The organism is Enterobacter vonholyi, assembly GCF_008364555.1.
In the GTDB taxonomy this organism is placed as follows: domain Bacteria; phylum Pseudomonadota; class Gammaproteobacteria; order Enterobacterales; family Enterobacteriaceae; genus Enterobacter; species Enterobacter vonholyi.
In genome coordinates this window covers 13,400-27,889 of sequence record NZ_VTUC01000004.1, presented here as the reverse complement: position 1 = coordinate 27,889, position 14,490 = coordinate 13,400, and the positions used below count along the sequence as shown (strand labels likewise).

Genomic DNA, 14,490 nt, shown 5'->3' with positions numbered 1-14,490 from the left:
GCGCGGTCACTATTACTGTAAACCATTCAGCCTGTAACGGAGCCAGAAGACACAATTATCTCGCTGCAGGCGAAGATGAAATTTATTTATTCAGCACCTTCAGGAAAGATAAAAACGTTTTCTCAGGCGTTTTGTCGCGGTAGTCTCATAGGTTCCGTTTATATGACGGCGCAATGTGAGTGACCTTTTCTTATACCAATAATTAAAAATTAGTACGGACAGGACAACTATGGACTCCACCCTCATCTCCGATCGTCCCAACGAGGAGACCCCTTCGCTCAATCGTGCCCGCCGCGCCGCACTCGGCAGCTTCGCGGGTGCCGTCGTCGACTGGTATGATTTTCTGCTTTACGGCATTACCGCCGCGCTGGTGTTTAACCGCGAATTCTTCCCCCAGGTCAGCCCTGCGATGGGCACGCTCGCCGCGTTTGCCACCTTCGGCGTTGGCTTTCTGTTTCGCCCGCTGGGGGGTGTGATCTTCGGCCACTTCGGCGACCGTCTCGGCCGCAAGCGCATGCTGATGCTCACCGTCTGGATGATGGGGATCGCCACCGCGCTGATTGGCATTCTCCCTTCGTTTTCCGCCATTGGCTGGTGGGCACCGGTGCTGCTGGTGACATTACGCGCTATTCAGGGCTTTGCCGTGGGCGGCGAATGGGGCGGCGCGGCGCTGCTATCCGTTGAGAGCGCGCCAAAAAATAAGAAAGCGTTTTACAGCAGCGGCGTGCAGGTCGGGTACGGCGTAGGGCTGTTGCTTTCCACAGGGCTGGTGTCGTTAATCAGCCAGCTCACCACCGACGAGCAGTTCCTGAGCTGGGGCTGGCGCATTCCGTTCATCTTCAGCATCGTGCTGGTCATTGCCGCGCTTTGGATCCGTAACGGAATGGAGGAGTCGGCAGAGTTCGAAAAGCAGCAGGAAAAACCGGCTGCTAACAGAAGACTTCCTGTCATGGAAGCCCTTGTCCGGCACCCTGGCGCTTTTCTGAAAATTATCGCCCTGCGCCTGTGCGAGCTGCTGACGATGTATATCGTCACCGCCTTTGCCCTGAACTACTCGACGCAGAATCTCGGCCTGCCGCGCGAACTGTTCCTGAATATTGGCCTGCTGGTCGGCGGGATCAGCTGTCTGACCATCCCCTGCTTCGCCTGGCTGGCGGACCGGTTTGGCCGCCGTCGCGTTTACATCACCGGGGCGCTGATTGGGACCCTCAGCGCCTGGCCGTTCTTTATGGCGCTGGAGGCGCAGTCTGTTTTCTGGATTGTTTTCTTTGCCATCATGCTCGCGAACATCGCTCACGATATGGTGGTCTGCGTGCAGCAGCCGATGTTTACCGAGCTGTTCGGCGCCAGCTACCGATACAGCGGCGCGGGCGTGGGCTACCAGGTCGCAAGCGTGGTTGGCGGCGGGTTTACGCCGTTTATTGCCGCTGCGCTGGTGACCTTCTCCGGCGGCAACTGGCACAGCGTGGCGATTTATCTTCTGGCCGGTTGCCTGCTGTCGGCGGCAACGGCGCTGCTGATGAAAGAGACGAGCCACCGCTGATCTCACTTTTGTTTCACAGGCGTGTGACATACTATCGGGTAGAGTCGCACACCTGTGGAACAAGGAGACAGAGATGAATAATAAGGGCTCCAGCCTGACCCCGGCTCAGGCGCTGGAAAAACTCGACGCGCTGTATGAACAGTCCGTCAACGCGCTGCGCAGCGCCATTAGCGAATATATCGAAACAGGGAAACTCCCCGACCAAAAGGCCAGAACCGAGGGCCTTTTTGTTTATCCATCGCTCTCTGTGACCTGGGACGGCAGCGCCAGCAGTAATCCCAAAACCCGCGCCTACGCCCGTTTTACCCACTCCGGCTGCTACAGCACCACCGTCACCCGCCCTGCGCTGTTCCGCCCGTATCTTGAAGAACAGCTTACGCTGTTGTATCAGGATTACGGCGCGCACATTTCCGTTGAGCCCTCGCAGCATGAGATCCCTTATCCGTACGTGATTGACGGTTCGGCGTTAACCCTTGACCGCTCCATGAGCGCGGGGCTGACCCGCCACTTCCCGACCACCGAGCTTTCGCAGATTGGCGATGAGACCGCGGACGGGATTTATCACCCGGCCGAATTTTCTCCTTTGTCGCACTTTGACGCCCGCCGGGTCGATTTCTCCCTGGCGCGCCTGCGCCACTACACAGGTACACCAGTCGAACATTTCCAGCCGTTCGTGCTCTTTACCAACTACACCCGCTACGTTGACGAATTTGTCCGCTGGGGCTGCAGCCAGATCCTCGACCCCGAAAGCCCGTATATCGCGCTCTCCTGCGCGGGCGGGATCTGGATCACCGCGGAGACCGAAGCGCCCGAGCAGGCTATCTCCGATCTGGCGTGGAAAAAACACCAGATGCCCGCCTGGCACCTGATCACCGCCGACGGTCAGGGCATTACGCTGATCAACATCGGCGTCGGCCCGTCAAACGCCAAAACCATCTGCGACCATCTGGCGGTACTGCGCCCGGACGTGTGGCTGATGATTGGTCACTGCGGCGGCCTGCGTGAAAGCCAGCTGATTGGCGACTACGTGCTCGCCCACGCCTATCTGCGCGATGACCACGTGCTTGATGCGGTGCTGCCGCCGGATATTCCAATCCCGAGCATCGCCGAAGTGCAGCGTGCGCTGTACGACGCCACCAAAGAGGTCAGCGGCATGCCGGGAGAAGAAGTTAAGCAGCGGCTGCGCACCGGTACGGTCGTCACGACGGATGACCGCAACTGGGAGCTGCGTTACTCCGCATCGGCGCTGCGCTTCAACCTGAGCCGCGCGGTGGCGATCGATATGGAGAGCGCCACCATCGCCGCACAGGGCTATCGCTTCCGCGTTCCGTACGGCACGCTGCTGTGCGTCTCCGATAAGCCGCTGCACGGCGAAATTAAGCTGCCCGGCCAGGCCAACCGTTTCTACGAAGGGGCTATCTCAGAGCATCTGCAAATCGGCATTCGCGCTATCGACCTGCTTCGGGCGGAAGGTGACAGGCTCCATTCCCGCAAGCTGCGCACCTTCAACGAGCCGCCGTTCCGCTAATAACGATAAGGAAAAACAATGTCCAGCACATCACCGCTCTCTGCCCTGCGCCACTGGCTTGAGGCCAGCCATCTCGACGGGATGATCGTCCCGCGCGCGGATGCATGGCAGAGCGAATACTGCGCGCCGTACGACGAAAAGCTGGCCTGGCTGACGGGCTTTGACGGCTCTGCCGGCGTCGCGCTGATACTGAAGGATAAAGCGCTGCTGTTCGTTGACGGGCGCTATCAGGTCCAGGCCCGCGTTCAGGTGAATCTGGACGAGATTGAAATCCACCACCTGCACAACGAGCCGCTGGCTGAATGGCTGGCAGAAAACGTTGAGTCAGGCACGCGCATCGGTTTTGACCCGCTGTTGATGACCCACTCGGAGTTTGAGCAACTGTCCGCCACGCCTTGCGAGCTGGTCCCGCTGAAAGCCTCGCCGTTTGACACCTTATGGACCGATCGCCCTGCCGCGCCGGCGGGGCTTATCCGGAATATGCCGATTGAACACAGCGGCGAACGCAGCGCGGACAAACGCCAGCGCGTCGCTGCCGTGCTGGCCGCGAACAATGCCGATTATCTCGCCGTTACGCTGCCGGATAATATCGCCTGGCTGTTAAACGTGCGTGGCGCGGATATCCCATACAGCCCGGTACCGCTCTCCTTTGCCCTTCTTGGACGTGACGGTCACGTTGAGTGGTTTGTTAACGACAACAAGCTCGGCGCCCTGCCTGAATACGTCCGCAGTGCGTTCACCATTGCGCCACAGAAGGCCTTTGTCGAACGCTGCCAGCAGATTGCTGAAGGCAAACGGGTGATGGTGGATGCCGATTCCGCGCCGGTTGCCCTGCGCTTCGCCATTGAACCACGGGGGGAGATTGTCTGGCGGACCGACCCCATCACCCTGATGAAAGCCACCAAAAACCCGGTAGAACTGGCAGGCTATCGCGATTGTCATTACCAGGACGGTGCCGCGTGGGTCAACTTCCTCGCCTGGCTGAGCCGCGAAGTGCCGCTTCGCGAGGCGGCAGGAAATCCGCTCACCGAGCTGGAAGTCCAGGCGCAGCAGCTGGCGTTCCGTAAACAGCAGCCGGGGTTCATCGAGCAGAGTTTTGCGACCATCTCCGCCTCTTCGAGCAATGCGGCGATGTGCCACTATCATTCGAGCGAGGCCAGCAATAAGCCCATCGGCCATGACCATTTTTACCTGAACGATTCCGGCGGTCAGTACGTTAATGGCACCACTGACGCCACGCGCACGCTGGCATGGGGTCAGGTCGAGCCGGAGCAGCGCCTGCACTACACTGCCGTGCTGAGAGGCTTCCTGTCGCTGATTACCCTGCAGTTCCCTTCCGGGACTCAGGGACATCAGCTGGATGCATTTGCGCGTCGCCCGCTGTGGGAGATGGGGCTGGATTACGATCACGGTACGGGGCACGGTGTGGGGCACCAGCTGCTGATCCATGAGAACCCGCATCGCATCGCGAAAAAGGTCAACCCGTGGCCGCTTGTGGCGGGCAATATCATGACGATTGAACCGGGATACTATCTGGGCGATAGCCACGGTATTCGTATTGAAAACCAGGTGGAGGTTGTGGAGAGCCGACCGGGATTCTGCAAATTTGCCTCGCTGACGCTTATCCCGATCGACTTAAGTCAGGTTGAGCTGCATCTGTTGAGCGAGCAGGAAAAACAGTGGCTGGATGCATATCACCAGCAGGTGCGTGAGGCGCTGTCACCGCTGGTGAACGGCGATGCGCGTTCGTGGCTGGAAGAGGCGACAGCACCGGTTCGCGTGTAATTTGGTGCGACCTGGTGCCCTCACCCCTTCCCTCTCCCACGGGAGAGGGAGTTAACACTAAAAACGGCAACCTGGTTGCCGTTTTGCATTTACCTTGCGCAGAAAAGCAAAAAGCCTGCTTCAAAAGCAGGCTTTTCAAATTTGGCTCCTCTGACTGGACTCGAACCAGTGACATACGGATTAACAGTCCGCCGTTCTACCGACTGAACTACAGAGGAATCGTGTGAACGGGGCGCATATTATCGATGCTCCCCCGGGATGTCAAAGGCAGAATGCATATTTCCGATCGTTTGCCGAATTATTCTCCACTTCGCGCAATTGTCAGGCATTTTTCCGCGGATATTTCCACAGCCAGCGCCCGCTGACCATTCGCCAGTAGAACAGCGCCCCACGTACGGCCCAGTCGAGGAACATCCCCAGCCAGACGCCGACCACTCCCCATCCGAGCATTACCCCGAGCGTATACCCCGCCACAACGCGACATCCCCACATGCCGAGCATCGAAACCCACATCGCAAAGCGGGCGTCGCGCGCCCCCTTCAGCCCGGCGGGCAATACCCATGAGGCCGCCCAGATGGGCATAAAGGCCGCGTTGAGCCAGATGAGGATCTTAACGACCTCTTTAACGTCGTCTTCGTGGGTATAAAACGAGGCCATCAGCCCGGCAAAGGGCGCGGTTCCCCAGGCGATCAGCGTCAGTCCAATGGTCGACAGCCAGAAAACATGCCGCAGCTGCCGCTCCGCCTGGCCTATCTGCCCTTTCCCGAGCCGTTTACCGGTGATGATGGTCGATGCCGACCCCAGCGCGTTACCCGGCAGGTTAATCAGCGAGGCGATGGAAAAAGCGATAAAGTTACCGGCGATCACGTCGGTGCCCATCCCGGCGACAAACATCTGCGTCAGCAATTTCCCGCCGTTAAACAGCACCGACTCAATGCTCGCAGGAATACCGATCCCCATCACTTCCCAGATAATGGCGAAATTAAAGGGGCGGAAATAGCTTTTCAGCGTAAGGCGTAGCGAGGGGGTGATCCCCGCCATCAGTACCCCGATGATGGCTGCCGCACCGATATAGCGTGAAATGGTTAAACCCAGTCCGGCGCCGACGAAGCCGAGCCCGTCCCACGAGAACACGCCGTAGATCAGCACGCTGCTGATAATGATATTGAGGATATTCATCCCGCCGTTGATCAGTAGCGGAATTTTGGTGCTGCCCGCCCCGCGCAGCGCGCCGCTGCCAATAAGGGCAATGGCCGCTGCCGGATAGCTTATGACGGTCATCTCCAGGTAGGTCAGCGCCAGGTCTTTAACCTCGTTCGTGGCCTCCCCGGCGACAAAGTCGATAATCTCTTTACCAAAATAGTGGATCACCGCCGCCAGGACGATCGAAAAAATGGTCATGATCATCAGCGACTGGCGGGCCGCCTCGCGTGCACGTTTGGGATCCAGCTTGCCGAGGCTAAAGGCCACCACCACCGTCGTCCCGAGGTCTATGGCGGCAAAGAACGAGATCACCACCATGTTAAAGCTGTCCGCCAGCCCAACCCCAGCCATCGCCTCTTTACCCAGCCAGCTCACCAGAAAGGTGCTCAGAACCCCCATCAGCAGAACGCAGGTATTTTCCAGGAAGATAGGCACAGCAAGAGGGGTGATTTCACGCCAGAACAGGACACGATAGCTTTTACGTTTTGCATACCATGGCGTGCGCGTTATCGCCTGGCGTAAGGAGGCAGTGACGTTCAAAATGGACCTTAGCGAGAAAAGTTGAAACTCCATTTCAAATGATGGGGGACAAATGCTAATCCTGCAAAGTATTTTCCAGAAAAAGATGTGTGGATTTACAACAAACTGACGACAGAATCAGCAATCGGTCGATTTTCCCTAAGATCAGGTTTGACAAAACTTTTTTCGCCGCTAAGATAAGCCTCCACAACGATTCCTCTGTAGTTCAGTCGGTAGAACGGCGGACTGTTAATCCGTATGTCACTGGTTCGAGTCCAGTCAGAGGAGCCAAATTCTTGTTTTCATGCCTCTTTGCGAATCCTTATGTGATTTAGATTCAATAAGTTAGCGTGAAAAGTCTTCCCGATGCATTTTCATTTCCCCCTCCGCATCGGGCAAGATTGGTGGTCTGATTTGGGGTCATTTCAGTTCGATTATGGAGTGACCACCATATGTCTCTGAACGACGCTAAAATCCGTAGCTTAAAACCATCCGCAAAACCCTTCAAAGTTTCTGATTCTCATGGACTGTACCTTTTAGTCAATCCAGGCGGTTCACGTCTCTGGTATCTCAAATATCGTATCAATGGTAAAGAATCTCGCCTCGGCTTAGGTGCCTATCCCGATGTTTCTCTGGCTTACGCTCGTCAGCAACGTGATGGTATACGCAAGCTGCTAACGCAGAATATCAATCCATCACAACAACGTATCGCAGAGAAAGCTGCCCGCTCACCGGAAAAAACATTTAAGCACGTTGCATTGAGCTGGCATAAAAGCAACAGAACATGGTCTGAGAACCACGCCTCCCGTCTGCTTGCCAGCATGAACAATCATATATTTCCTGTGATTGGACACTTGCCAGTAGCTGAACTGAAACCTCGTCACTTTATCGACCTGCTGAAAGGCATTGAGCAAAAAGGTCTGCTGGAAGTCGCAGCACGTACCCGGCAGCATATGTGCAACATCATGCGGCATGCGGTGCATCAGGGGATGATTGAGAGCAATCCAGCATCGAATCTCGAAGGTATCATCGCAGCACCGGTTAAACGACACTACCCCGCCCTTCCCCTTGAACGACTACCCGAATTGTTGAGTCGCATTGATGGCTATCATCAGGGACGGGAATTAACCCGGCTGGCTGTTTCTCTTACCCTGCATGTCTTTATTCGCTCCAGCGAACTGCGGTTTGCCCGCTGGACGGAGATAAGTTTCACAAATAAAATCTGGACGATCCCCGCCACACGAGAACCGCTCCCAGGCGTCCGCTATTCCAGCAGGGGGGCGAAAATGCGCACGCCGCACATTGTGCCGCTGTCACAACAGACCATCGACATACTGAAGCAGATAAGAGAAATCTCCGGTGATCAGGAGTTGCTGTTCCCCAGCATCCATAATCCATCCAGACCAATGAGTGAAAATACGGTTAATAAGGCGCTGCGGCTGATGGAATATAATACTAAAGAGGATGTCTGCGGCCACGGATTCCGGGCAATGGCCTGTAGTGCCCTGATAGAATCAGGTCTCTGGTCACAGGATGCAGTTGAGCGTCAGATGAGCCATCAGGAGCGCAATAGCGTTCGGGCAGCCTACATCCACAAGGCGGAGCATCTGGAAGCCCGTAAGGCGATGATGCAGTGGTGGTCAGATTATCTGGACAGGTGCAGAGAGGAATTCGTGCCATCCTATATTTTGGGCCATCAGCAGTCCAAAGTCTGAACTACGGTATAAACCGATTGATAAGCTTGAAAAAGGGCTCAGCTAATGAGCCCCGTTTAAGGCTAAATACTTCGCATATATACTTAAAACACCATCAGCTTCATACAAAGCTTGGTTTTTAGTCACAGAATTGAGCAGGATGTTGAATTTGGCCCCTCACAAATCAAGCACAATTGCATCTGTGTTGGGGGTCAAGTATTTATTCCTAACGCCGCCAGCAATGTACTGATTTTAGGCGAACGATGGCGCGATTTTGCATAAATTAATGAAAGCGGAATCGAAGCCTCGGAGTATTCTTGTAGTAGCTCGACAAGTTTACCGTTTTCCAGATATTTACCGACCGCAAAGTCCATTATTTGAACAACTCCCATCCCGCTGAGTGCCGCCTCTAACAGTACATCCGCAGTATCGACGACCAGATTACCCTTAATATCAAAAGCCTGCTGTTCTCCCGCAATAGAATAAAACCACTTTGTGCTACGCCCAGTTCTCTGTGCTTTAACAGCCAGACAGTTATGCTGTACCAGTTCCGCTGGCTCTTTTGGAATTCCGTGGCTGTTTAAATATTCCGGTGACGCAACGGTGACAAAGCGTAAATGCTTAATAGTTCTGGCGATAAGCCGTGAGTCCTGTACGCTGCCAATTCTAATCGCCGCGTCAAAGCCTTCTTCCACCAAATCAACCAATCGGTCAGTCATAACCGCGTCAATTGTTAATGCCGGATATCTGTCCAGAATCTCTTTGAGCATAGGAATAATTACCAATCGGCCATAGGCAGAAGGTGTCGTTATTTTTAGTTCGCCTTCAGGGAATACCGTTCTGCCGGTAATCGAATGCCCAACCTCATCCATTTCATGAATCAGGCTTTTTGAGGATTCATATAAAAAAACGCCATCGGTAGTCAGACTTACAGAGTGGGTATTGCGGTTAAGCAAGGTAACACGAAGGTCGAGCTCAAGCCTGGTAATTGCACGTGAGACCCCTGATTGGGTGAGGCCCAATGCCTGCGCAGCTTTGGTAAAACTCTGCGTTTCCCCTACCTTAATAAAGATTTTAAGCGCGTTTAAATCCATAAGTCTTCTCTTACATCTCTTACACGAACATCTATGCCTCGTGGAGGTATCAAGATACAAAAAAACTGACAGAAGTTAAATATCAATGTGTTATTAGTTAAAAGATAACGCTATGTCGCCACAATTATTGCAATATCCTTGCGTGGCGACAGCATAGAGGACTATGTACGAGTTGAGCTTAGTCCTGAGGTACGTTGAGCGTGACTTTGCCTGGAGCGAGAAGATGCATGAAATCCTGTTTAATGACTTTATCCCAACTACCAATATTATCCGCGTATACTTTAATGATCTTCTCGTCAACGAGAGTGAGCAAGGTGTTTAAATCTTCTCCAGCCGGGGAATAATCCTTATAAGAAATCAGATCGATTCCTCGTGATACCAAAATTGTGGTGTCTATGCTCGCCACCTGTCCCGAGGCAACGCCCAGAATGAGAACTGTGCCATTAGGGACAACATTGTCTAATAGATGAGCCAGTAAATCGCCACCGACGGTATCGACCAGTGCATCAAAGGCTCCCTCAAAAGGGTATTCTTTAGCCAATAGTACCTCGTTGGGTTTAACGTCGCTGGCTTGCAGCCAATCGAATCCACGCTGACTGTGCACCACCGCCGAAACTTTAATACCGGCATGCATAGCCAACTGAACCAACAAATGCCCGACTCCGCCCGTTGCACCGGTAACGGCCAGAGACTGGCCCGGCTGCAAATGAAGGGATCGCAGAGAACGCAGCGCCGTTAATCCTGCCACCGGCAACGCTGCTGCAACCGCTGCTGATACACTCTCTGGCACGATAGCGACATTGGCACGATCGACAACGCGATATTGGCTCCAGGCACCCGAAAAACTCCATGTTAATACCCGCTCCCCAATTTTTGGTCCCTGACCGTCGGTGCTGGTCTCGATCACAATACCAAATGCATCCCATCCGGCAGGCTTATCCGATTCCCAGGGAAAGTCTAATTCTCCCCGATTAAGTGATATATTGGAAACTCTGATTAAAATATCACTTTCCGTCCTTCTGACTGGCCGCTGTACATCGGTAAATCTAAAACCACCAGTATCTGATTTCACAATTGCTTGCACGTATTCACTCATTGTTATTTTCCTTTTCGATATTTACACATTCAGAAAAATCAATTAAATAAATAACATTATCTATTTTTAAGATAAGCCGATGACAATTTAATTACCTAAATTCGATATCTTAACCTCCTAACCTAACACGACAACTCGATAAACCAGCAGATTATATTGGTGAAAAATGTCATAACAATTATGATTCATATTCTGTTTACAAAAACTGATGATCGAGGGTATTAGTTTCATTACTGTTAATCACATTGAGTGAACTTTTATGAATAAACCACTTCCAGCGGCAATATATGTTTTAGGTTTTACTCTATTTGCCATGACAACATCTGAATACATGGTCGCAGGATTAATCACATCCATGTCATCTGATTTAGGTGTTTCCATTCCTAAAGTTGGATATTTAATTACCATTTATTCATTAGGTATGGTTTTCGGTGGTCCCTTGCTTGCTACATTTTTAGTTAAACTTAGCAATAAAGCAGCATTATTGACTATTACTGGCATATTTCTTGTCGCCCAAGTAGTCGCAACCGTTTCTGCAACTTATGATCTTTTAGCAGTAGCGAGGTTTGCGACCGGATTATCTTCGGCAGCCTTCTTCGGTTTTGCGCTGTTGACAGCGGCAAAAATGGTTCCACCGGAACGCTTTGGCGTTGCAGCCTCCATCGTATTGGGCGGGATGATGATAGCGACGGTGGCGGGACTGCCACTATCAGCAATACTTGACCAGTATTATGGCTGGAGAGTTTCCTTCGCATTAATTATTGTCCTTACATCTTTAGCTGGAATAGGTATTATACTGATTGTTCCTAAATTCAAAGCGGAGGCTAAGGGTAGTATTAAGGCTGAATTTGGTTCAATTATAAACAGATCAATCTGGGGGGCTTTTATTACAAGTTTCTTTATTATTGCTGCTACATTCGCGACATTCAGTTACTTCGTTCCCTATTTTGAAAACACTGTCGGTTTCGATACTCCATATATCCCGGCTATTCTCTTCGCTTACGGTGTATTCACGGTAATTGGTAACTTTCTTGTAGGTCGACTAGCAGATAAATCGCCGATTAAAGTTGTTTTCACCGGAAGCGTCGTGCTAGTACTTGCACTGTTTGGGCTTTATACCTTCTACGAAAATAAAATATTAGTGCTGATTTCTGTAATGATTTTAGGACTTACTGGTATTACTCTCACTCCTGCCATGTCCTCACGCGTGTTTAAAGCAGCCCCTAATACTTCATTAATTAACACTATGCATACCTCCGTTATTTGTCTTGGAGTAGTTATTGGTTCATGGGCCGGTGGCTATGCAATCGACCAAGGTTATGGCTACCGTGCACCAACTCTCATCGGTATTTTTTTAGCAGGATTGGCGATTGTCACCCTACTCCCTGTTTTGAGAAACAACCGTTACGATACTCCTGCTGTTAATCCTCAGACAAATATCTGACTGTACCAATAGGAATAGACCATGAACAGTGAAACTAATTCATTAGGCTATGAAAATAACATTCAAACTATTCCGGAATCGCACTCATTTCCCGAAAACAAATACAAGCATGAGATCCCAATCATTTACCACAGCGAGAGTGATAAAATTATCGACCAAAGTTGCGAGGCAAGGTTATCAAATGACACGCCCAATAAAAAATCATTCACACATAAAATATTTGTTATACGAAAATGCAAGCCGGAGCATATAGGAGACATTTTCTTGCGGCCATCAGAAAATGATTATAGCAGCATAATTCTAGACATTAACATTCATACGCCATTAGGAGAAAAAATAAAAACCGGACTATTCCGTAAACTTTCAGTTTTTTTATTTGAAAAATATAAGACACTGAGAGTTGAGACTCACATTCTGATTGATCATCGTAAAATCATTAATAGCCTTATATTGAGCGGGTATACTTTTGAAGGTATTACACAAAAATTTAATGTAAGTTCAGAGTTAGAGGAATTTGCAGTATTTTCATTATTGAAGGATCAAACTAACACGGGAAAAAGCCTATTATTCCCTGCAGTGGATAGTAATATTTATCGCGATGAAAAAATTGCACTACGTTTAGCCGAAACAAAAGACACATTTTGTATATGGTTAGAGCAATCAAATCCTGAATCATCGAAGTGGGGTTTATTCGATACAGCATCACTTGATGAAATAAAACAAAAAGTCAGGCGTTGCGGGATTAATTCAGCCGTAGGCCCTAATATATTACTAACTATTATAGAATGCTCAACTGGTAATGCTGTAGGAAAAATTGTTATCCGCAATGTTGTCCCACCTCATGTAGGTGATGTGGGTTACGGGATATTGCCGGAATATCGTGGTTTAGGCTACGCCGTAAGGGCACTGAATCTTTTGAAAAAATGGGCCTTTAATGAAGCTGGTTATGTACGTTTAGAACTTGGTGTCAAAGAAGGCAATATCGCGTCAGAAAGAGTCGCGCAAAAGGGAGGGTTTGAATTTGAGGGGATGCGTCCGGGGCGATTGAAAAATCACGATGGTTCATACAGTAATGAAATGCACTATTTCTTTCTGAACCCGAATATTAGCTATCGCAAAATAGAGGATTGATTAAATGAGCAAAAAGTTCATCTCCTTTCTCGAACAGCATTTAGATCATAAAAACGTCGTCGCCTATGTAAAAACACCGAATGATGTTGGTGAATATACTTCCCCATCGGTTTCTGGCCGAGTGGATGTTTCCAGTATTGAACAAGTAATTCGTATTGTTAAGCTAGCAGATCAATTTGACGGAGAAACAGCGCTTTATCCCTACTCAACTGGATACAATTGGGGGCTAGGTTCAACAAAACCTCCGTCAGACAACGCCGTGCAGTTGAAGCTGACCGGATTAAATAAAATTCGCGAGATTAATATCGCAGAGGGTTATGCTGTCATTGAGCCAGGTGTGACGCAGGGAATATTATCGCAAAAATTACTGAACACCCATCGCTTTATTAATGTGACAGCCTCATCTGCAGAAACGAGTTTTTTAGGTAATGCTCTCGATCGGGGCGTCGGGTTGAGGCACCAGCGTACAGAAGATCTTCTCGGCCTGGAAATTGTTCTCGCCAACGGGACACTGCACCGAGTGGGCTGGTGGCCGGAACAGGGAAAACATAGCGCATTATACTCCCACGGGATTGGCCCTTCACTGGTGCAATTATTCACCCAATCGAATCTCGGAATTATAACCGGTGGCGTTGTACGTCTACTTAATCGACCAGAAAAATCTCGCGTCGCCTATATTTCCTTTTCTCCCGAAAACCTAGAGTATGCTATCAATACTTTCCAGCGTTGGTCAGCACAAGGGTTAATTCACGGTGTACTTAAGGTTTATGATGAAACCTCAACACTGACGTATGGTGCGAATAAGGGCGAGTTTCTCGTTCATTTGCCTCTTTCGGGAGCTGCCTCAGTAGTATCGGCACTTTCCACCGCGCTGGAAACCGAGTTTGTAAAAGCTGGCGAGAAATTCATCTCTTTGATCTGGAACGACAGCCCTACGAATCCTTATCAAGATGATATCGTCGCCAATCTAGTCAACGCTGCCTATCAAGGGGATACTAAATATCATGATATCCTTCTGGAGAAGACGCTCGGTACTACACCGGCTGAAATAGATGCCGAAGGCAAAGGCTGGATATTTTTCTTGCCTCTGCTTCCTTTTACCGGTCAGGCTATTAAACAGGCTTATCTACATTTCGACGATATCTTCGAGTCTACTGGCGTGCGCTGCGGCGCCACAATTAATACGCTGAGTGATCAGATTATTGATCTCGTTGTATCCATTCGTTTTGAACGCGTAGAAGAGGAAATAAGAAAAGCTCATCGTGCTCTGAAACTTCTTCATGAAAAATTTAGTGCTTCCGGTTTTTATCCTTATCGTTTGGACGTCGAACATCCTCTCGCCAATAGTCGTAATGCCAGAACGCTTCGTGAAGGTGAAATCATTAGAAGCTTGCAAAAAACTTTAGACCCAAAGGGAATTTTCGCATCCGGGCGATATAGTTATTAATAATAA

General features: G+C 50.6%; 10 protein-coding genes and 2 tRNA genes. 8 read left to right on the top strand and 4 right to left on the bottom strand.

The annotated features are described in order from the left end of the window. Positions 1 to 229: 229 nt before the first annotated feature. The 3 genes from shiA (at position 230) to F0319_RS06610 (ending at position 4,856) form a co-directional block, all read left to right on the top strand. Positions 230 to 1,543 (top strand): shikimate transporter, encoded by a 1,314-nt coding sequence (shiA, locus tag F0319_RS06620; protein ID WP_111966060.1) that lies wholly within the window; start codon positions 230 to 232, stop codon positions 1,541 to 1,543. Between the two features lie 73 nt (positions 1,544 to 1,616). Next, positions 1,617 to 3,071, top strand: coding sequence for an AMP nucleosidase (locus F0319_RS06615; protein WP_111966061.1), 1,455 nt, complete (start codon positions 1,617 to 1,619; stop codon positions 3,069 to 3,071). A gap of 18 nt (positions 3,072 to 3,089) precedes the next feature. Next, positions 3,090 to 4,856 (top strand): aminopeptidase P family protein, encoded by a 1,767-nt coding sequence (locus F0319_RS06610; RefSeq protein WP_149366529.1) that lies wholly within the window; start codon positions 3,090 to 3,092, stop codon positions 4,854 to 4,856. A gap of 142 nt (positions 4,857 to 4,998) precedes the next feature. Here F0319_RS06610 and F0319_RS06605 read toward each other — a convergent pair. Beyond that, positions 4,999 to 5,074: transfer RNA gene (locus F0319_RS06605), tRNA-Asn, on the bottom strand. Positions 5,075 to 5,177: 103 nt separating this feature from the next. After that, a complete protein-coding gene (emmdR, locus tag F0319_RS06600; RefSeq protein WP_149366528.1) occupies positions 5,178 to 6,632 on the bottom strand; it encodes a multidrug efflux MATE transporter EmmdR in 1,455 nt (484 codons plus the stop codon). Between the two features lie 161 nt (positions 6,633 to 6,793). Here emmdR and F0319_RS06595 point away from each other — a divergent pair. Continuing rightward, positions 6,794 to 6,869, top strand: a tRNA-Asn gene (locus tag F0319_RS06595). Positions 6,870 to 7,030: 161 nt separating this feature from the next. Further along, positions 7,031 to 8,293 carry a tyrosine-type recombinase/integrase gene (locus F0319_RS06590; protein WP_040220314.1) on the top strand — a complete coding sequence of 421 codons (1,263 nt, stop codon included), beginning with the start codon at positions 7,031 to 7,033 and terminating at the stop codon, positions 8,291 to 8,293. 191 nt (positions 8,294 to 8,484) lie between these two features. Here F0319_RS06590 and F0319_RS06585 read toward each other — a convergent pair whose 3' ends face one another. Together F0319_RS06585 and F0319_RS06580 are read right to left on the bottom strand one after the other, a co-directional pair. Beyond that, on the bottom strand, positions 8,485 to 9,366 hold the full coding sequence (locus F0319_RS06585) for a LysR family transcriptional regulator (protein ID WP_032699293.1): 882 nt from the start codon (positions 9,364 to 9,366) through the stop codon (positions 8,485 to 8,487). 178 nt (positions 9,367 to 9,544) lie between these two features. Beyond that, the gene (locus F0319_RS06580) at positions 9,545 to 10,462 is read right to left on the bottom strand and encodes a zinc-binding dehydrogenase (RefSeq protein ID WP_079451573.1); all 918 of its coding nucleotides are present in this window, start codon (positions 10,460 to 10,462) and stop codon (positions 9,545 to 9,547) included. A 259-nt stretch (positions 10,463 to 10,721) separates the two neighbouring features. On the opposite strand from F0319_RS06580, the gene F0319_RS06575 reads away from it, so the two are divergent. The 3 genes from F0319_RS06575 to F0319_RS06565 are packed head-to-tail and all read left to right on the top strand — an operon-like array spanning position 10,722 to position 14,484. Continuing rightward, the gene (locus F0319_RS06575; protein WP_149366527.1) at positions 10,722 to 11,906 is read left to right on the top strand and encodes an MFS transporter; all 1,185 of its coding nucleotides are present in this window, start codon (positions 10,722 to 10,724) and stop codon (positions 11,904 to 11,906) included. A 21-nt stretch (positions 11,907 to 11,927) separates the two neighbouring features. Continuing rightward, a complete protein-coding gene (locus F0319_RS06570; protein ID WP_149366526.1) occupies positions 11,928 to 13,037 on the top strand; it encodes a GNAT family N-acetyltransferase in 1,110 nt (369 codons plus the stop codon). Positions 13,038 to 13,041: 4 nt separating this feature from the next. Beyond that, positions 13,042 to 14,484, top strand: coding sequence for an FAD-binding oxidoreductase (locus F0319_RS06565; protein ID WP_050500304.1), 1,443 nt, complete (start codon positions 13,042 to 13,044; stop codon positions 14,482 to 14,484). Positions 14,485 to 14,490 lie beyond the last annotated feature (6 nt).